Below are 21,450 nucleotides of genomic sequence, written 5' to 3' on the forward strand. Positions count from 1 at the left end.
TGGCGACACAACACCATCTCTATTTACTGTTATATAGTTATTACCGAAATTTTTATCATCTATTTTAAAATATGGTGTCCATACGAAGATTTTATTTACATCTAAGTTATGTTTAAAAAATTCAGTAACATTTAAATTTGAAGGATATGGATTTCCTATAAAATTGTAGCCATTGCTATTTTCAGATTTATTTACTGTTACTTTTATTTCTCCATTATTCAAAACTCCTTTAAACTCTCCGACAATAGACTCTTCAAAATCAACCGCAACTCCATGTTTTAAACGTATTGCAACCCCTTTTCCTGCCTCAAATTTTACATCTGATGAATTAGCTGATGTAAAAACTGTTTTATAATTTGATGTATTTTCATTATAGTACCAAAAACGATTGTATAATGTTTCTGGAGAAAACGCTCTTATAAATTGACCCGTAACTGGTGATGACCAGTGCGTCATGTCATTACGTTTCATTTTCTGACTCTTAACTTTAAACGTAACATTTCCTAAATTAACTGCCAGTGGATTTGTTTGTAAAAAATAAGATTTATCTTCAAAAATTACATTTTTGTTTAATGAATTATTAAACTCATTAACACTTTCAATAGTTATTCCTTTAGGAATTGTGATATCACTTTCTATTTTATACGATTTAGCTACTACTTTTCCATTTGAATCTGCAAATCCAGAATTATAACCTCCTCTAATAATAGCATCTAATTCTGAATTAGGTATTCCATTAGACCATGAAGTTCCGTTCCAAATTGTTGATGTTGGAATATTGTAATATACCTTAATTGACTTAACCTTAACACTTGATCTTTCTGCAGAAGTTAATCTGAAAAATCTATAATTAGAATCTTCTGGTAATTTATATGAAATTTTATTTGGTAAAATTTCAACAATATTACTTATTAAAACAAAATTATTATTACTTGATACTTCTAATTTAAATCGGTCAATAATATTTTCAGTAAACTCAACTTCTATCTTTACTATAGAAAAATCTAAGATATCTGTATTACTAATATTTGAACTTTGATGACTTGTAAAGATAATTGAGGAAACATCCTTAGTCACTTTAAACGATTTAAAACGTTTCTGAGGTGTATTTTGGTACCACTCTGAATGTGCATTAGGTTTATCAAATTTAGCAGAAGATGCATTTATTTCAAACCCCAAAAGCCTTCCATTAGGAGAGTAAAAATTTTGTGCATTTAAAACAATATTAGTTAATAGTAAAACAAAAGTCATTAAAAACCTTTTTGTTATTTCTTTTTTCATAATGTAGGATTACATTTTTTTGTTAGTTAATTTCATCTAAAATCAAATAAATTAATTCAAATGCATTTCTCATAAATCGGAGTAATTACTCTTAATTACTGCAAACTTTTAAATCACATTTTTTAATAAAATCTACTTGATTTTTCGGCCTGCAAATATACACAGTTTTTATACATACAAAAATATTTTTATTGTTTTTTACACACAAAACATAAACAGTTGGTTACTAGGTGCATATGTGTTTTTATTAACCAAATAACAAATATTTAATTGCTATATTTATTTTTATAACTATTTAAAAATATCATATTAGGACAAAAACATCTGAATAAAGAAGCCTTTAAAATTGATACCTATAGAAATAAAACTACAATAAACAATACACTAATACAGATAAATAAAAATTACTATAAACTATTATATACTTATTTAAAAAATAAAAAAAATTTAAGTAAAAAATTGTATATTTTTTATGTTATTTATTATTTCAAACCGATTATTTTATAAATTGCAATTTAATCTGCTCCACTTATTTTATTTCAAAAAATATTTTTTCATTTTACTAAACATAAAAAATTACTTTACTAAAACTTTTACAGCTTTGGGATCATTATTATTTAATTTTAATTTCACAAAATAAACTCCACTTTGTAAAACTAACTGCACTTTATTTTTATTAATTGATTTTTCTGATCTAATAAAACGCCCAGAAACATCTAAAACTTCTATCTCATTAATTAATTTATCCTCACTTATGATATATGTTAAACCACCCGATTGATATACTTTAACTTCATTAGAATTTGTAACTTCAGGTGTTACAGATAAAGATTTCGAATTATAAACAATTTCAAATCGATCATCAAACTTCGTTATCTCAGAATCAAATATATAAGGAGACTCAGTTAAATTATGCACAACACCTAAAACTTTATCATTTATATATATTTAATAATCAAACAATTTATTAGATCTTAAAAAAGATTATAATTTTCACTATAATAATCACAAGACCTTTCTTACTTAAATCAAATTATTTTAAAAATTCAAATTCATTTAATTAAACACTTATTACATTATCAAACTAACATCTCATAAATTATACATTTAAATTCCTATATTAAAACATAAAAAAAAGGACTCCAATGGAGTCCTTTTTTTATGTTCTATTTTAATAATTATTTCACTAAAGCTTTTACAGATATAATTTTATCCGTGTTTAATTTTATTTTTAAATAATAAACACCGCTTGTTAAATTCAATTGTACTTTATTTTGATTTAAAGATTTATCTGATTTAATTAAACGTCCTGAAACATCAACCACATCAATAGAATCAATTAAACCATTATCACTTACAACATATGTTAAGTTACCTGTTTGATAAACTTTAACTTCATTAGAGTTTGTCACCTCAGGTGTAGTAGCTAATGATTTTGAAGCATAAACAATTTCAAAACGATCATTAAACTCACCTGCTGTAGTATCAAATGTATAAGACGAAGATGTTAAATCATGTTGAATATTTAAATCCTTATCATTTAAATAAACTGTTTCTCCATTGTTAAAAACTCCTTCTAATTGATCTATATCTAAAGTCAATCTACCACTTTCATCTGTAGTATATCCTAAGATTACCGCTTCATTAACATCTGTATGTGATAATCTAGATTGAATTGAATATTTTTTTCCTTCTATTAATGAATATAATCTTGTAGCTCCATTCTCTACCGACTCAGCATCATATTGATGATCTACTCCATTAGTAGATTCTGAATCATAACTTACTAAAATTTGATTTGATTTTGAATTTCCTTTTGATAATCCAATCCAATATCTATTATTTTCGTTAGCAACTCTTTGAAAAGCAGTTGGATTTGCTTTTCTCATACTATTGTTAAAACTGATAATTCCTTGATTTGCTGTTTGTACAAAAAATCCTTGACCTGCAGCAATTTCATTCATTACAATCGCTCCTTCTCTTGGACTAATTGTTCCAGCTTTAGTAATAGTAATATAGTTATTATCAAAATCTGCAGAACCTACTTTAAAATAAGGTGTCCAAATAAAAATTTTCTCTACATCTTTATTTTCTTCAAAAAACTCTGCAATTCCTATTGGAGACGGGTATGGATTACCTATTAAATTATAACCATCTTTATTTTTAGTTACTGAGACAGTTAAATCACCATTAAAAAGTTGACCATTAAACTCCCCTATTGTTGGTTCATTATAATCTGCCGGAATATCAAATTTCACACGCATTGCAATTCCTTTACCAGCTTCAAATAATTTATCTGTAGCAGTGTTAGAAGAGAATATCGTTCTATAAAGTGATGTATTTTCGTTGTAAGTCCAAAAACGATTATATAAAGTACCTGGCGAAAAAGCACGAATGTGTTGTCCAATCACTGGAGAAGACCAATGCGACATATCATTACGCATCATATTCTGAGAACGAACTTTATACACAACATTACCTACATTAATTGCATCTGCATTATTTTGTAAGAAATATGCTTCTGGCTCAAATGTTAATTTGAAATTATCAGCAACTTCGATATTTTCCTCAACTTCTAAAACAGTTCCACTTGGTACGATTACATCTTTTCCTACTTTAATATTTTTAGCTTTAATATAAGAAGAAGCATTAACCAAATCTCCCATTAAAATTGCTTCTAATGTTGAATTAGGCTCACCGATAGACCAAGTTTGTCCATCCCAAATCGTTGTATTCGTTAATTTAAATAATTTTAAAGCTTGCTTATTTCCGTTATCAAATGCAGCAAAACCTGAAAGACTTGCATCATAAGATAATTGTTTTGAAGAATTCGCTATATTATTTACAGTAAATTTCCCATTCTGGAAATTAAAAGTCCATTTTGTATTATCTGTTAATGCATTGGCTAAAGTAACTCCATCACCAGTAGCCCAACTTACAAATAATTCTGTTCCTGTTGTTGCATTAGAAATTGTTCTACCATTTCCATTTGATTTAATTTCCCAAACATTAGTTATTAATGGGTTTACAATTAAATTTCTATTGTCAACATTCGATAATTTAGGTAAAAAGTACCCTGCTGTTTCATTGTTATTTCTACCAATAGACATTAAATATTCCGAAGTTTCATTCGTAATTACATAATACCCATCAACTAAATCAGTTACTTTCGTAACTAAAGCAAAAATACCTTCACCTTTATACTCACCAGCAACAGCGTATGGATTATATACAGTTACAGTAAAAGTAGATTCGTAAGCTTTGTAGTTTCTGTTTTCTGCCACTACTGCTTTTATAGTTCCACTTCCAACTTCTTTATTAATGATTTTATTAGCTACTAAATCAATTGCTGTTCCGTCAATTTTCGAATAAGTAATCGCATCTCCTGCTACTGTAAATTTCGGTAAATTAACCTCATCATAGATATAACCTGATATATCAGTTAAAGCTGGTAATATTTTTTGATCAGCTTGTTTTACTACTAAATTTACTGAAGTTTCAAATGGTAAAAATTCAACATCTCCTTCATTTGAAGCATTAATAATAGCTTCTCCTGCTCCATTAATTGTTAAAATATTTCCTTCAATTGTTGCAACACTCGCGTCAGAAGTTGAGTATGATAATACAACCCCATCATTAGTTGTTAATGGCAATTCGATTGGATTATCTCCGTAAACTTTTACTAAATCTACTAGATCATCTAACCTTTGTTCTTTTCTTGAAACAACAACTTCAAATTCTCCATTTTCTAAGTTGCTATTGTAGTAATCAGAAAGCTCATCATTAATAACATAAGAAATTGTAGCTACCCCTTCAGATAAATAAAGTAATTGCCCTCCTGAAACTATTGCTACATCAGGATTTGAAGATGTATAAGAAATTGTATTTGCTTCAAAACTTGTATTAGATTCATTAATTGTCGTATTAGGTAACTCTAATAAATCGTATACAAATCCGTATTTTGTTTCATTAGGCATTTCAATAAGAACCTGATTTGCCTTAATAAAATTAAATGTAAATAACTCTGGTAAACCTTGTCCTAAGACATTAGTCGCAGATACAGAAATTGTAGTAGATCCAACTTCACTTACCTGTCCAGATAATGCTCCAGTTTTTGTATCTATTAAAATACCATAACCTTGCAACACAGCTTGATCTTCTGCTGATATATTCCAACTTGTTGGGAAATTTGATGCCTGAAAAGTATCTCTCATTAAAGTACCATACGCAAAATCCGTTTTCGTTTGTTTTTTAACAACAGGTTTATCAAATACGTTTAGCTTTAAATCACTTGCAGATGTTAATTTCACATCTCTAACACGTATAATCCCTGTAGATCCTCCGTAAACATGTAAACGAATTGTTAATTTTTGCGTAGTTACATTTCCTGGTCTAGCAATTGTTCTTGATACCAAAGTAGGTCCAGTTGTTAAATCACTAATCTCTGTAATAGCCTGTCCTGCATTCGAAAAACTACCAGTTGTTCCCCATCTATATTTAACAAGAATATTTCTTGGTGATGTTGTCAAATCATCAACCAAAGTTGATAAATCTAATTTTAACACATCATTCTCAAAAGTATATTCATTGTCTGCAGTAATAGAAAACTCCATGTATCTATTCTCACTTTGAGAAACTGGCCATCCACTTGATCTATGGTCTGAATCTGCTTGCAATCCTCGGCCTCCCGTGACTACAAAATTACTGATTACAGCTTTTGAACTAATATCAGATAATCTTACAGAGTTCTGATTCACGTAGTTTGTAGTATAATTGGCATTTGACTGGTTAGTACCAAAATTCCAATGTACAAAAGTGGTTTGTCCAAAAATAGTGGTCGAAAAAGTAGTTAGTAAGGTGGTTAATAAGGTAAAAAATAGATTTTTATTCATTTTGTTTTTTCTTTTTACATAATCTTAGTTCATGTAATGTTAATGATTATTATAATTAGCTTATACACGCGAAAATATTGAAAAAAAACAGGAGATAAAAACCTAATATTATCTTTACCAAATAGATAAATAAGTTAAAATCAATTACAAACACTTGTAAACAATTGATTACCTATATTATATAGTTATTTTTCCATAGAAAAAAGCAGTGATTTTTAATGAATAAAAATTCAAAAAAAAAGCGTTTCCTATTGGAAACGCTTCTTAATAAACATGGAAAATACATTAATTGCTTAATACTTTTTTAAACTCTTTTATATTATCATCTAAAATAACATTTAAGTAATAAACTCCTTTATTTAAATTTAACTGAGTTGTTTTACCTCTTATATTATCTACTTTTTTAACTAATCTACCATTGTTATCGTATACCAATATATATTGAATATTTGCATCTGTAGATTTTATTACTGTTAACTCTCCGTCACGATAAACCTGTACTTGTTTATTCGCTGCAACTTCCGAAACATTTAATGTTTTATCTAAATAAATAATTTCAAAACGATCGTTAACATTTAATTCTTCAGTTGTAAATACATAAGGAGAAGTTGATAAACTATGAATAATTTCTAATTTTTTATCCTCGATAAATATTTCTTGCGATGTATTAAAAATACCTTGCGCATTATTTAAAGCAATTGTTAACTGACCAGCTTCGTTTGTTACTAATCCTAATCTAACTCTGTCATTCACATTTAACGGATAAGGTCTTGCTTGGATAGAGTATGCTGCATTATCAATAATAGTATATAATCTTGATGCTCCTGTTTCTACTGCGCCTGCCTCGTATTGGAAATCTACACCTTCTGTAGTTCCTTCACTATAACCAACTAAAATTTCGTTTGTTTGTACATCATTCTTACTTAAACCTAACCAAAATCTATTTTCTTCTTCATTTCTTTGGAAAGTTGTCGCAGCTCCTTGTCTCATTGCGTTATTAAACGTAATTGTTCCTGCACTTGTAACTTGCACAAAGAATCCTTGTCCTGCAGCAATCTGGTTCATTGTAACTGCACTACCACGCGGACTTGTTGCTCCAGCTCTTGTAATTGTAATGTAGTTATTACCAAACTCTGGATGATTAATTTTGTGAAATGGTGTCCAAATAAATAACTTATCTACATTAGGATTTGCATTAAAAAACTCTGTTACTCCGATTGGCGACGGATAAGGATTACCAACTAAATTATAACCATCTTTATTATTAGTAACCGCAACAGTTAAATCTCCGTTAAATAATTGTCCTTTAAACTCTCCAATTGTTGGTTTATTGTAGTTAGACGAAATATCAAATTTTACACGCATTGCTACACCTTTACCAGCTTCAAATAATTGATCTGCGGCAGTGTTACTTGCAAAAATTGTTTTATATAAAGATGTATTCTCGTTATATGTCCAGAAACGATTATATAAAGTACCTGGCGAAAATGCACGGATGTATTGCCCAGTTACCGGAGACGACCAATGCGACATATCGTTACGCATCATTTTTTGCGAACGTACTTTGTAAACTACATTTCCTGTATTAACAGCCGTTTCATTATTTTGTAAGAAATAAGCTTCTGGCTCGAAAGTTAATGTTGCATTATCTGCAATTTCTATGTTATCTTCTACTTCTATAGTTGTATTACTTGGTACAATTGCATTATTGTAAACAAAAATCTTTTTGGCTTTGATATGAGTACCTGCTGCAGTTGTTAAGTTAGATAACACTAACGCATCTTTAACTTCTGTTGGCGCACCATTTATCCAAGTTGTACCATTCCAAATACTTCTGTCATCTATAGGTTCTACGATAGATTTTCCTGTAATTTTTATATTATCTAAACGGTTATTTTGAGAATCATTAACTGTTGCACCAGAAACTGTTAATTTTAAATAAATATTAGATAGGTTATTAACAGTTGTAATTGCTGACAAATCTACAGTTTGTGTAGTACTTGATATAGTTTTAGTTTCGACTGGTGTATAAGTTATACCATCTGTACTATAATCCCATTGATGAGTATTGTATCCAGTATTTGATTTTTGTACATTATAATTTAATATGATATCCTTGTACCCTAAAGTAGATACTTCTACTACGATATTACTATTATTATAATTTCTTCCGACTATAGATAAAGATTTTGAGCTAATTGTATTCCCACATACGTTTATACCAGTTAACCCATTATAAGACCCTGTTACAACATTAGTCAAATTTTCTCCTTCATTTACAATCGTAAAAGTACTAGAACCATACTCTCCATTTAAATAGATTTTACCATTACCACAATCAGAATCAGTAACAAGTTGTACTGATGATGCTGTAGGAAAATGCCATCCAGCTAAAACTGTTGCATCTTTTAATGCTTGGTTAACAGTAAAATGCTTTTCGTATGCTGCATAAAGTTCATTAGCTGGAGCAGTTGCTTTAACTAAATAAATAATTGCATCTGAACCTGTAAATGTATTTTGATTCGTTGCCCCATTTGTCCCTTCTACAACTGTATATGTTAGTACATTGTTTTGTGCTGTAGATGTAGGAAGCGTTAATGGATTACCTATCCCATTATCATAATTAGAAGCCAATGTAGAATTCTGAATTCCTTTTGCAACGTTTAATGTAAATGTTTTCGTATTTGTTCTGCCAACTACATCTGTAATTGTTACATCAAAATTAAACGTCCCTACTGCTGTAGGTGTACCACTTACTACAAAAGTTTGTGAATTAAAAGTTAACCATGATGGTAAATTAGACACTGCATAAGTAACAATTTCTCCTTCAGCATCTATTACTTCTTCAAAAGGCACTTGGTATGTTCCATTTAATGTTGCAGTATTCATTACAACTGGTACAGCAGGTAAAGGTTTTACCAATCCTGATAAATTTACAACTACATCATTTTCTACACCACCTCCCGAAAGTGTTAAAGTCCCGCTTTTTACACCTTCTACTGATGAAGCTTTTAATCGTATATCAAATTCTTGATTTGTAATTTTCCCGTTTGCTGAAAATAAAGTATACTGCTGGGTATACGCATTTTCTCCTTTACCACTTATCTCATAATCTGATGAAACTGTTAGTAAAACATTTGTACCATCTAAATTAGAACCATTAACCGCAACCGATTGAGGTAATGAAGCATACCCTTTGTAACTGCTAAAATCTACAAGTGTTGATGGTGTTAATTTTAATATAGGAAAACCACTTTCCTTTTTATATATGTAAACAGACTGTTGACCTGTTGTATACATTGAAAATATCTTAGGACTATTACCATTGTTAAATTTCAATAACCTATTATTAACTTTTTCAAGTTTAATTTCAGCTATTTTTGTAGTGGAATTAATAACTATAGTAAAAGTACCATCTTCTGTTAGTTCTTCATTTGAACGTAGATAGTTTTTATTATCAACACCATACAAATATTTTACCCCTCCATTGGAATTTACTTTTAAAGAAAATTTCTCATTATCAAATCCTCTTCCAAGTGTTATTACTTCCAAATTATTTACAAATTGTAAAGATGTTGGTAGTGAAGAAAAATTTCCCAAACTTATAGAACCTCTATTATTATTATTTTGATCTGTACTTAAAGCATGATAATTATCACTTGTACTATTTTCCTTAGCTACTATGATTATTTCATCATCTACAGATAAATTATTAACATCATTTACTAATATAAAAGTGTCTTGCCCATACAAATGGGTAGAAAACAAAGTAAGTATAGTTAGCCAGAGGCTAAAAAGTAGATTTTTTTTCATCGAATTATTATAATTAAATTAGGTTAATTGGCAACACAATAATAAAGTTACACAAATAGCAACCAACATATTGTTTTACATTTTGTTACAAAAGTATAAATATTATATAATTAAATCATAAAAAAATTAACACAATAAACTATAAAAACACAATAAATGCTCTCCATAAATAAAGAAGTATCAAACTAGCTAATGCCATTATATTAAAAAAATAAACGATTATACCATACTAATAAACCAACACTGGAGCGGTATGTAAATTATTTACGGTTTTTAACTGAATAATATATGATCCTTTTTCTGCTGAAAAACATTTCTCTTGCTCTTTTGTAAATTCTTTATAAACAAGGGCGCCGTTAATAGAAAAAAGTTTAATCTGTTGTATATTATTATCAGTTAAAGATTTATAACATAATTTATTTTTCATGTTATAAATTAAAACTTCATCATCAATATTCTTTTCATCAGTAGCTAAGGCTTCTTTGTAACCTATAACAAAACGATTATCAAACTGACCATCTTCACTCCAAAAAACATAATCTTTAAGAGATAAATTATGGTTTTTACCTGTAATTGTATCTTTTAACCAAACTTGTTGTGTTGCATCAAAAATACCTTCAACTTTTTCTAATCTAATTACATATTCATTTGCTTGGTTAACCTTTAAACCTAAATTTATTTGATCCATACGATCAAAAGGATACTGCCTTCCTTGAATAGAATATTTATCTTGATTGATTAACGAATACAAATAATTATCGCCAGCTTCAATCGATTTTGCATCATATTGTTCGTCTACTAAATTTGTACCTCCATCAATATAACCAATCAAAATACGATTTACTAATTCGTTATTTTTACCTAAACTTATCCAAAATCTATCGTGTAAAGTATTTGTATTAAAATGTAAACTTGTAGGTTCTATACTTCGCATTAAGTTATTAAATTCAAACGGTACTGAAGTACTTTCAATCAACTTCACAAAAAAACCTTGCCCTTTTGCTATTTGGGTTACATCATCACTATCTGCATTAGGAGATGTACTACCAACTCTGTTAATTGTGATATAATTATTTCCAAAACTGCTCGAATTAATTTTAAAATAAGGCGTCCAAATATAGACAGTAGATATATTAGGGTTTGCAAAAACAGAATGCTCTCCATACAAATTAATAGCAGAAGGATATGGATTTCCTATCAAGTTATAACCTTCATATTCTTTAGTAACATCAACCAAATAAGTTCCGTTATTTAGTACACCTTTAAACTCTGCTAATGTAGATTCGTTGTAATCCTCAGCTACACCATGTTTTAAACGTATCGCTACACCTTTTGCAGGATTAAACACAACATCATCACTGTCATTTGTAGTAAAAATTGTTTTATATAAAGAAGTTGTTTCATTATACACCCAAAAACGATTGTACAATGTTCCTGGAGAAAACTGACGAATATATTGCCCTGTTACTGGCGAAGCCCATTGCGTCATATCATTTCGCATCATTGGCTGACTTAGCTCTTGTATGGTAACCAAACCTTCATTTTGTACATCAGCTAACTGTATTAAATTTGCTCTTGGCTCTACAATAAAATCAAGAGGATCCTGAGAAGAAATAATACTATTTTCAACCGTTAAATTCGAATTTGATTTCAGTAAAAGACTTCCTCCATTTTCTATTGTTATATCTTTTGCAAAAACATTTTCAGGATAAAATTCACCAATCACATAAGCATCTCTTAAAACAACTGGTTTTGTTATTGCAGGTAAACCATTAGACCAATATCCATGCTCTATAATGGTTACAAGATTATCTTCTTCGCAGTTAATTTTAAGATGATCTACACGCCAATAAGCAGTTGTATTTGATACTTTTTCTAATTTGATAAAATTTGTATTGACAGGCAAATGCAAAAATACTTCTTGAAATTGATCTGTATCAAAAACTGTAAATTGACGTAATATCTCAAAGCTATTTCCATCTTCAGAAGTATAAACATTTAAAACTCTTGAAGATGCTGTACTAGATCGTAATAAATCAAATTGTAAATGCAACGAATTCGGCGGAACAGGTAAGACAACACTACCATTATGCGTATTAAAATTTAAACTTCCGCTTGTAATATTTACTCCTATAAAAACCCAATTATTTGGTATTTGATTAGATGAGAAATTCTCGAAATAACAAACGTTTTCAGCAAGTGCATCTGCTCTAAATTGCTGATTAAAACTATTATAATTGTCAGTACCGTTTGCTGACACATCTATTGTAGCAGTTCCAGGAGACTTAAACACCAATTGATTATCTATTATTTCTACTATATCATTATTAGAAGATTGATATGTAATTTCTATTCCTTGTTCTGTTATTAAGTTAGGTACATTACTTACTTGATTTATACTTCCAAAAACATCTATTAATTGAGTTTCTAAAGTTTGTACTCCTTTTTCAACTCGAATCGTAACCTGACCTTGTAAAGCTGAATAATTTTGTGTTTCATCAGCTGAAAAAGTTAAAATCGCATCTCCAACTCCCTGCATTGTAAGTTCATTACCATTTACAGTTATTACATTTAAATTTGAAGATTGATAAGATATAATAGCTTCTTGATTTGTATGACTTGGTAATAGATAAGTTTGTGTATTGAATTTTAGATTTAAATTCTGAAGATTAGTTACGGTCTGATCTCCTTTTTCTACTTGAATTGTTAATAATGAAGACGCGGATGTACCATATTGATTTTCGGCCTGCAAAACAACTGTATTTAACCCCAATTGCAAAGGAATACCAGTTATTGTTTGATGATCTTGATTATAAAAAACACCATCAATTGCTAACCCTTGTACATCAATTGTTGATGGATAATTGGTATAATGTAATTCGAAATTAATCGGTTTATTATACTTAAGATTTAAAACTGAACTGCCTAAGTATTGTGGAATTTCTTGTGTAGGAGCTTCAGACTCTATCAAAACATCAGTTAATCTAATTCTTGGTGAATCTGTCCCTGTAACAACAAATGCATACCTAGCCATTGGCTTAGGTTCTACATTCATATGATACCATCTTAAATTTTCTTCATATATTTTAGTAGTAACTAAATCCCATGTTTGCCCTTGATTTAATGATTCAAACAAATGCAATTCATTCGGTTTTCCATAATTAGTTGCTGTTTTGATAGAAATAGTTTTAGGATAAGCTATATCCCATTCCATTTCAAGTGAAGAACCTTCTCTGGTTGTCGGAAAAAATATATCCGAAACATATACTCGAGTATTACTTCCTAATCTAAAATCATTTCCCTGATGATATCTAGCACTTGATTTCCAAGGCTTATTATTTAAAATAAAACTTACATTTTCTGTATAACCAGATTGATTTGATGACTGACCAAAATTACTTTCATAATTCTGTCCATTAATTTCTATTCCAAGAAAAACAAAAACTATGAAACTAAAAATTTGGAAAGTAAAATTACAATTCATACCACACAACTTAATCGACTATAAATTAATGAATTATACATAAATAAAATCTTTTTAAACATTTATCTTCAAATAATTTTTCATAAAAAAAATCCGCTGGCATAACCAACGGATTCTATTAAATAAAGGGAAAAAATACTATTAATAGTATGTATATCTTCTTACTTGAGCAATGTATTTCGCTAAACGCATAACTTGGTGGCTATATCCGTACTCGTTATCGTACCATACGTACATTACCACGTTTTTACCATCAGCAGAAACAATTGTCGCGTTACTATCAAAAATAGATGGTGCAGAAGTTCCAACGATATCAGATGATACTAATTCGTTGTTTAAAGAATATTTAATTTGTTCAACTAAATTTCCTTCTAAAGCTGCATTTTTCATAATCTCGTTTAAACCTTCAACCGAAGTATCTTTACCAACTTCTAAGTTTAAAACTACTAAAGATCCGTTAGGAACTGGTACACGAATTGCGTTAGACGTTAATTTTCCAGCTAAAACTGGTAACGCTTTTGCTACTGCACTTCCTGCTCCAGTTTCTGTAATAACCATATTTAAAGCAGCTGCACGACCACGACGGTATTTTTTGTGCATGTTATCTACTAAATTTTGGTCATTTGTATACGCGTGGATAGTTTCTAAGTGTCCTTTAACAACACCTAAATTATCTTCAACAACTTTTAAGATTGGAGTAATTGCATTTGTAGTACAAGATGCTGCAGAGAAAATCTTAACTTCTTCTGGATTATACTCATCGTGGTTAACTCCATAAACGATATTTGGAACACCTTTACCTGGAGCTGTTAATAAAACTTGAGATGCACCTTTTGCAACTAAGTGGCGAGATAATGCCGCTTCGTCTTTAAATACACCTGTATTATCAATGATTAACGCATCGTTAATTCCGTATGCTGTATAATCAATATCTTCTGGTTGAGCCGCAGAAATCATAGTAACAGGAACTCCGTTTACGATTAATGCATTGTTTTCAATATCAGTTTCAACAGTTCCATTGAAATCACCATGAACTGAATCTAAACGTAATAAGGAAGCACGTTTTTCTAATAAAACAGCATCCATTTTATCACGAGTAACAACAGCTCTTAATCTTAACTGCCCTCCTTTACCTGCTTGTGTAGCTAATTCTCTTGCTAATAAACGACCAATACGTCCAAATCCGTATAATACAACATCTTTAGGAGCGATTGCTTTATAATTTTGGCTTTCACCTAATTTTGCAGTTACAAATGCTTCAACTGTATCAAAAGCATCTTTTTCAGCTACATATTCAGCAGCTAATTTTCCGATATCTAAACGTGAAGCTGGTAATTGAGTAGTTGCAATTGCTTTTGCAATTGCTAATGTATCATCAATTGAAATTGCTTTTCCTACAAATTCTTCAGCATATTGATGTAAGTTAATAATGTCACTAACATTACGATCTACGATTGTGTTACGGAAAATAACTAATTCAATCGCTTGATCATACCATAAATCAGATACGATTTTGATGAATTCTACAACCTTTTTATTCTTCTCTGTTTGTAAAGCAAGTTGTTGCTCATAAGAAGTATTACTCATTACAGATTTGTTTTATTGTGTTATTATTTATTTGCACACAAAAATAATCAATTATAACGATTTCGTGACATATTTTTTTGATATCTAATAATAATCATATTAATGAGTAAAAAAAGTATATAACAATTAAGTGATTAAATTAAATAATTTAATCACTAACAATAAATTAAACACTCAAATCAACCAACCAAACCATTCGTTTTCAGACTGTTAATTTTTATATTTAAGCAATACACTACCCGTAAAATTAGTATAACCAGGAATCTTAATTATATACCAATAACTATCTGACAATTGGAGTTTTTTGTTATATGTTCCATCCCAAACAACATTCTCATTATTCATTGTTTTATCAACTAGTATTTTACCATAACGGTTATATATCTGTACTTCAACATCAGTAAATAACTCTAAACCATCAAGTTTCCATACGTCATTATACGAATCTGAATTTGGTGATAAAAAGTTAACCCACAAAAAGATAACTATATTTTTTTGCGTTATCACACAGCCTTTATCACTTTTAATAAATACAGTATAAACTCCTGGCTGAAGATTTACGAAAACGTTTTCGTATTGCCAGTTTAAACCATCTAAACTATACTGTATACCATTTCCATTTGCTGTTACAACTATCTGATTATTATCTAAGACTTTTATATCGACTATTTCAATTGGGGGATAATCTGAGACTGTAAACAATACTGATTTTTGACAACCATACTCATTTGTTAATACCAAAGTATAAGTACCCGGATTGATTACTTTAATTTCTTTTTCATCCAATGGTTGTTCTATGTCAATACCATTTAATCCATGCCACTGATAAGTATATCCTGTTGGAGCAGTAATTAGAATTGATTCGTTAGCACATTTAATTACATCTGGAATTACAATATTTGGAATAGTTGAAGGTTTAAAAGTTAATTCGATTACATCATCACAAACAGATCCAAACACTTTTACTCTCGCGTAAATTTTTACTTCACGATCAAAAACAGAAAGTGTTGAAATAGAATTTCGATTTAAATCTAAATCAGCTACAGAAGCGAAATAATCAATATTTATAATAGACGAATTATTTAATAATTCTTCTATCTTGACATTATAATTTGTAAGATAAACTAAAGTAGGACTTTCATCAACACAAATATATTCTGGCTGTAATTGGTATAATGAATTAGTAGAATGTTTCAACGTAATTGTTGTAAAGGTTGTACATAAAGCTACTGACGAAACACGAACCCAAATCACCTCATTATTTGTAGTAGATTCATAAAAAGCTGGTAATTCATTCACTTGATCAATCGCATCCTGTTCAGTTTTGTAAAAGGAAAATGAATAATTCTCATCCGAAATTTGACTTTTAGCTTGATTCAAATCAAATATAATTTTACCATCATTATCTGAATCGCACGCAATCAATTCAGCCGGAGAAGCTACAGGATTACCATATACAATTGTAATATGATGCACATCTAACGATCCAAATTCAACTGTATTAACGGTTAATTGCACATTAAAAGCTCCAGCACTTGTGTAATAATGAATTGGAGCTTCTTCTGTAGATGTTTCTCCGTCTCCAAAGTCCCATTTATATGATGTAATGGTCATATCTTCTTCCTGAAAGAAAGAAAATTGAACTCCGTTTCCTAAACAAATTGCTGATAAACCTCCTAATGGTACAGATTCTATATGGTATGCTCCAGAATTGATAAAGGGAGGTAGACCATAGCGTGTATTAACATTGTATGAATAAAAAGGAAACAATACGCCTACTTCTTCGAACTGAGGATAACCATAATTATCAGCGTCTTTAATGTGCGATAAATGATTTTTGTATTCCCTGCTTAAATATATCCTTTTATTAATTGCCAATTGTAGTGCACCACGAGCTGAAAATAAATTACTCGATGTATCTAAATCTGTATAATTTCTTAAAATTCTTTTTGTTGCCTTAATCGGATCTGCTCCGCCCAAATAACTTTGATCATTTAATAAATTTTTAAATACCATTAATTCGCCATGATGCCATTCTCCAACATTATTCGAACTAATTGTGTGATAATCTATATTGGCATAAAAATTCTCATTATTACTAGAAAATTCTATTCCATATGGAGAGCCAGTATTATCTAATATGGTTTCATCAGAAACTATTCCTGTTAAATTATCAAATCGATATAAACCTAAATAACCTGGAAACGAATTCGCATAAGGACCATTCGTCGGATAATAATCATCAGTTACTGTCATATTTCCAAACGGAATTTTATCATAATTTAAGTTAGATAAATGTGCAATTCCTAACGTCTTACCATTTGGTGAAATCTTTAAATACCCACGTGCATTTACAGGGTATGAACGAATATCAATATCAGGTCCTATCTTAGATAAAACCGGACTGAGAGAAACACCATTACGTGTAACTAAATAGCTATAAAATTTATCACCAAAATGAGTAACAACCCAAAAATCTTTCAGATTACGATGCCTTACTGCAGCTATTTTTTCAGATACTAAGGGTAATAGATTATTATTTGCAGGATGAATTACAGCTCCTAAACCACCATCTAATTGCATATCTACAATATAATAATTCAATCCTTCATTTGTTGTGTATTCCGGTGTTGCACGGTCATCTGCACCAACCGTAAAGATGAAGTATTTCTTCTCATTTTCTGGATAAGGAACTACAATTGCAGATTGGGTACTTGAAGAATTACCTTTAAGATTGGTACCGTATAACATCACTTGATGATTGCGATTATATACTGTAGTTCCATCTGTATAAAACTGTAAATTTCCTTGCTTATCTGAAATTGAAGCACATCCTTCGCCTGTATATAATTGACCTCCTTCAACAGGTATTGCTTGATTCCCTTCAAAACGTAAGCCCATGTATTGACCAAAATACCAATTCACAGTTTCTAACTGTGCCTGAAGTCCAGAACATAATAATACTACAAGAAGAAAATAGTATTTTTTAAAAGTCATAAATGATATAAATGTTAATTATTTACAAATTTATATGAATCATTCGTTTTTAGTCTATATATCTAAAGAAAAACTTTATCTATTATATTACTGTTCTACAATTGATTAAATATTTTATTTAAAATAATATAATATTTTTCATCAAAAACATTTGCAAAAACAAAAAAGCGTTCTATATTTGCACTCGCAATAACGCAATAGACCAGCGTTTACAACTGGAGAGTTGGCAGAGTGGTCGAATGCGGCAGTCTTGAAAACTGTTGAGGGTCATACCTCCGGGGGTTCGAATCCCTCACTCTCCGCTAAAAGCCTTGAAGTTTATCCTTCGAGGCTTTTTTTATGGAATAAAATTACTTCATCAATCATCCCTATTACAAATTTGTAATAAACCCTTACCGAAATTAATTTTAAATATTTATATTTATCTTATCGTAAAATTTAATGATTGAGGATTTTAAGTTTAAATATAATATCTCCTTTCGGTTTAAAACACACAGGATATCAACCTTTACAACAAGTAATTATTACACCAACAGATCCAATAAATGGTGCGCGTACATCAATTGTTGCTAAAGCTGCTATTGGTGGTGATTTTGGTTTAATTGAAAATACTCCTATTACAGGTTCTGCAACGTACAATTACAAATACAATGGTAAAGAACTACAAGAGGAGTTCAACATAAATCTTTACGACTACGGCGCAAGAAACTACGATCCTGCAATTGGACGTTGGTTCAACATTGACCCGCTGGCGGAGAAAATGAGACGCCACTCGCCTTACAACTACGCTTTTAATAATCCCGTTTTCTTCATAGACCCTGATGGGATGCAGGCTGAAGGTTGGGGTAATAGAATAGATAAAAATGGTACGTCATATTGGGAATACAGTAAACATATAACTAAAGATAATTTTGAAAGTTTAGGATTTTCTGAATATATGGAATCGGGAAATATATTTAGTACAACAAATGGTGAAGCTGATGGTAATTATAACTATTCCTTAAATGCTGATGGTTCAGTTATAGATAATCAAGGTTCATCTATGAGTAGTGAATTTAAAACAGGGGCAGGAACTGTAATATCAAATATAGATAATGATACCTCAATGACAGGGTTTGCCCGCAGAGCTTACATGAGTGGTAATTATGATTCTAGATTTTCACCATACAATCCTGATGCTTTGAGTTTAGGAACAGGAGTTACTCTAACCAAGTATAATGTTAGCTATTCATTTGAAGGAGGAATTATTTTTGCTCCTGGAGATATAGGATTATATTCTTCTTCTTCAATTTCAAGGGGATACGGAACAACACCTGGAATAGGATTTCATGGGGTGAATATTGGATATCACGATAGACTAGAAGGTAATGATCAAAAAAATATGTTAAAGAATATAGCTGGTACTTCTGTTAATGCCTTTATAGATGGTGGACCTATTGGATATAGTCATGGGCGAAGCTTAGACGAGCGAAAAGAATTAGATAGCAGAGGAACTATGAGTAATACAATAACTTTAGGAGTTGGAAAATTTTCAGGAGTTGGTGCAGGAGTTTCAGTTTCAGAAACACGAATTATCTCTTTAGTAACAGGTATAACATATTAAATTTAGATAATGATGTATAGATTAATTATTTTTAGTATTATATTATTTTTATATTCTTGTAAAATTGATTATAAACATATTAAAGAAAAAGAATTAGAATATTCCGTAAATATTATTTCTAATAAAAATTATAAAGATGATAGATTCCAGCCTCCTTTTTTTTCAATTATAGGAAAAAATCCAGAAACAAATAAAATAGATACGTTTGAGGATGGAAGATGGTTTTCTAGTATTAGTGATTCAATAGAAATAGGAGACACTGTTTATAAAAAGAAAGGAGATAATTTCTTTTTAATTAAGAAAAAGAACCTTATTTTAAAAGTAAAAGATAAATCAAATAAAAAAGGAGAATTTATTGAAATTTTAAAAAGATAATAATTAAACAAAACTCCGCTCCCGCACGATTGTATCGTGTGGCAAGTAATAATAAAACAATCCTACAAAGTAATATTTGTGGGGTTTGTTATTTTATAAAAACTATTATTTTTTAATATCTTCAACTAAATACCTAAGACTAATGAGCAGAAATTATAAATTTCATAATCCCAACGGATTATATTTTGTCAATTTTGCTGTGGTAGAATGGTTAGATGTCTTTACTAGGAAATAATATTCTACATCATAATTTTTAACGATTACCTTACCAAATTTTGGCTAAGTAAATCACAATAAAAACATTAGAATTTGTACCTTTGTAACTCAATCAAGAAGTTCATTTTACATAAATTTTTAGAAATAAGCGACCAAATAGCGACCTTTTAAAACCGAAGGTTTTCATTCAGCTATTAATGGTACTTTCAAAATATAGTTACGGAGCCTCACTCTCCGCTAAAGGCCTTGAAGTTTACTTCGAGGCTTTTTTTATGGAATAAAATTAATATTCCGTTTTATCTGCTTTATCTTCCCATAAATTAAATGCTTGTATTGCTTCATTTCGCATCATTTGAATTATTGGTATCTTTCGTTCAGGTATAGGTAAAGCAATCTCATCGTAAATAAAAGAGTCGTCAAAACCAATATTCTTTGCATCTATCTTGGTGTTTGCATAATATATCTTATCTATTCTTGCCCAATAAATCGCACTTAAACACATCGGGCATGGTTCACAGGAAGTATAGATTTCACAACCTGATAAATTAAAATTATTCAAATACTTTGCAGCATTCCTAATAGCTACTACTTCAGCATGCGCTGTTGGATCGTTATTTGCCGTAACCCTATTAGATCCTTCAGCTATTATTACTCCATCTTTTACGATTACAGCTCCAAAAGGTCCGCCATCATTTTTAATATTATCACATGAACAAGCTATAGCTTTTTTCATGAAAAATTCATTTGTATTCATACTAAAGTGTTAATTTATTATTTTTCAATAAACTAAAAATACAAAAGTATTTTAAGTATTTTTAAGAAATTATATTTTAATCTTTATTTGAATAAAAATTACAAATGAAAAAAAAATGTCAACGATGCAGTGAAAATTTTGACTGTTCAGATAATAAAATTGAAAATTGCTCGTGTAAGAATATAGAGCTAACAAAAGAATCAAAAAATTACCTCTCTAAAACTAACTACGATTGTTTATGCACTAATTGCTTAGAAGAAATAAATAATTATTCTAATTTAGAAAAACAATATCCTTTTCCTAATCATCCATCAAAATATATAGAAGGTATACATTACTATATTGAAGGAAATTACTGGGTTTTTACAAATTACTATCATTACCTAAAAGGAAGTTGTTGCAAGAATAATTGCAGACATTGCGCTTACGGATTTGGTAAATAATTATT

The 21,450-nt window shown here is 29.8% G+C and carries 11 protein-coding genes and 1 tRNA gene; 4 read left to right on the forward strand and 8 right to left on the reverse strand.

Features of this window, described 5'->3' with window-relative positions; all coding sequences use genetic code 11:
* From EAH69_RS11125 to EAH69_RS14095, 7 genes are all read right to left on the reverse strand, one after another.
* Positions 1–1,281 (reverse strand): hypothetical protein (locus EAH69_RS11125; protein ID WP_147439137.1); only part of this gene is annotated, 1,281 nt, incomplete at its 3' end.
* Positions 1,282–1,857: 576 nt separating this feature from the next.
* Positions 1,858–2,199 (reverse strand): T9SS type A sorting domain-containing protein, encoded by a 342-nt coding sequence (locus EAH69_RS11130; RefSeq protein ID WP_230466795.1) that lies wholly within the window; start codon positions 2,197–2,199, stop codon positions 1,858–1,860.
* Positions 2,200–2,459: 260 nt separating this feature from the next.
* Positions 2,460–6,173 (reverse strand): T9SS type A sorting domain-containing protein, encoded by a 3,714-nt coding sequence (locus tag EAH69_RS11135; protein ID WP_147439138.1) that lies wholly within the window; start codon positions 6,171–6,173, stop codon positions 2,460–2,462.
* Positions 6,174–6,458: 285 nt separating this feature from the next.
* A complete protein-coding gene (locus EAH69_RS11140) occupies positions 6,459–9,986 on the reverse strand; it encodes a putative Ig domain-containing protein (protein ID WP_121935287.1) in 3,528 nt (1,175 codons plus the stop codon).
* Positions 9,987–10,215: 229 nt separating this feature from the next.
* The gene (locus EAH69_RS11145) at positions 10,216–13,470 is read right to left on the reverse strand and encodes a hypothetical protein (RefSeq protein ID WP_121935288.1); all 3,255 of its coding nucleotides are present in this window, start codon (positions 13,468–13,470) and stop codon (positions 10,216–10,218) included.
* 141 nt (positions 13,471–13,611) lie between these two features.
* Positions 13,612–15,057 carry a glyceraldehyde-3-phosphate dehydrogenase gene (locus EAH69_RS11150; protein ID WP_121935289.1) on the reverse strand — a complete coding sequence of 482 codons (1,446 nt, stop codon included), beginning with the start codon at positions 15,055–15,057 and terminating at the stop codon, positions 13,612–13,614.
* A gap of 210 nt (positions 15,058–15,267) precedes the next feature.
* Entirely contained in the window at positions 15,268–18,054 is a 2,787-nt protein-coding gene (locus tag EAH69_RS14095) for a T9SS type B sorting domain-containing protein (protein WP_121935290.1), read from the reverse strand.
* A gap of 217 nt (positions 18,055–18,271) precedes the next feature.
* Between EAH69_RS14095 and EAH69_RS11160 the strand changes: the two genes are divergently transcribed.
* The 3 genes from EAH69_RS11160 to EAH69_RS11170 all read left to right on the forward strand — a co-directional run bounded on the left by EAH69_RS11160 (position 18,272) and on the right by EAH69_RS11170 (position 20,032).
* Positions 18,272–18,356: transfer RNA gene (locus tag EAH69_RS11160), tRNA-Ser, on the forward strand.
* Between the two features lie 143 nt (positions 18,357–18,499).
* A complete protein-coding gene (locus EAH69_RS14135) occupies positions 18,500–19,657 on the forward strand; it encodes an RHS repeat-associated core domain-containing protein (RefSeq protein WP_394338580.1) in 1,158 nt (385 codons plus the stop codon).
* A 12-nt stretch (positions 19,658–19,669) separates the two neighbouring features.
* The gene (locus tag EAH69_RS11170; protein ID WP_147439139.1) at positions 19,670–20,032 is read left to right on the forward strand and encodes an acyl--CoA ligase; all 363 of its coding nucleotides are present in this window, start codon (positions 19,670–19,672) and stop codon (positions 20,030–20,032) included.
* 499 nt (positions 20,033–20,531) lie between these two features.
* On the opposite strand, the gene EAH69_RS11180 is transcribed toward EAH69_RS11170, so the two are convergent.
* Positions 20,532–21,002: a nucleoside deaminase gene (locus EAH69_RS11180; protein ID WP_121935292.1), complete on the reverse strand. Its 471-nt coding sequence runs from the start codon at positions 21,000–21,002 to the stop codon at positions 20,532–20,534.
* 104 nt (positions 21,003–21,106) lie between these two features.
* Between EAH69_RS11180 and EAH69_RS11185 the strand changes: the two genes are divergently transcribed.
* Positions 21,107–21,445, forward strand: a complete 339-nt coding sequence (locus tag EAH69_RS11185) for a cysteine-rich CWC family protein (RefSeq protein ID WP_121935293.1) — start codon at positions 21,107–21,109, stop codon at positions 21,443–21,445.
* Positions 21,446–21,450 lie beyond the last annotated feature (5 nt).

This window comes from Faecalibacter macacae, from assembly GCF_003687725.1.
GTDB lineage: Bacteria > Bacteroidota > Bacteroidia > Flavobacteriales > Weeksellaceae > Empedobacter > Empedobacter macacae.

Bases quoted from the DNA above. Each gene is read 5' to 3' on its own strand.
- EAH69_RS11135 (WP_147439138.1), bottom strand. From the start codon at position 6,173: ATGAATAAAAATCTATTTTTTACCTTATTAACCACCTTACTAACTACT.
- EAH69_RS11140 (WP_121935287.1), bottom strand. From the start codon at position 9,986: ATGAAAAAAAATCTACTTTTTAGCCTCTGGCTAACTATACTTACTTTG.
- EAH69_RS11145 (WP_121935288.1), bottom strand. From the start codon at position 13,470: ATGAATTGTAATTTTACTTTCCAAATTTTTAGTTTCATAGTTTTTGTT.
- EAH69_RS11150 (WP_121935289.1), bottom strand. From the start codon at position 15,057: ATGAGTAATACTTCTTATGAGCAACAACTTGCTTTACAAACAGAGAAG.
- EAH69_RS14095 (WP_121935290.1), bottom strand. From the start codon at position 18,054: ATGACTTTTAAAAAATACTATTTTCTTCTTGTAGTATTATTATGTTCT.
- EAH69_RS11170 (WP_147439139.1), top strand. From the start codon at position 19,670: ATGTATAGATTAATTATTTTTAGTATTATATTATTTTTATATTCTTGT.
- EAH69_RS11180 (WP_121935292.1), bottom strand. From the start codon at position 21,002: ATGAATACAAATGAATTTTTCATGAAAAAAGCTATAGCTTGTTCATGT.
- EAH69_RS11185 (WP_121935293.1), top strand. From the start codon at position 21,107: ATGAAAAAAAAATGTCAACGATGCAGTGAAAATTTTGACTGTTCAGAT.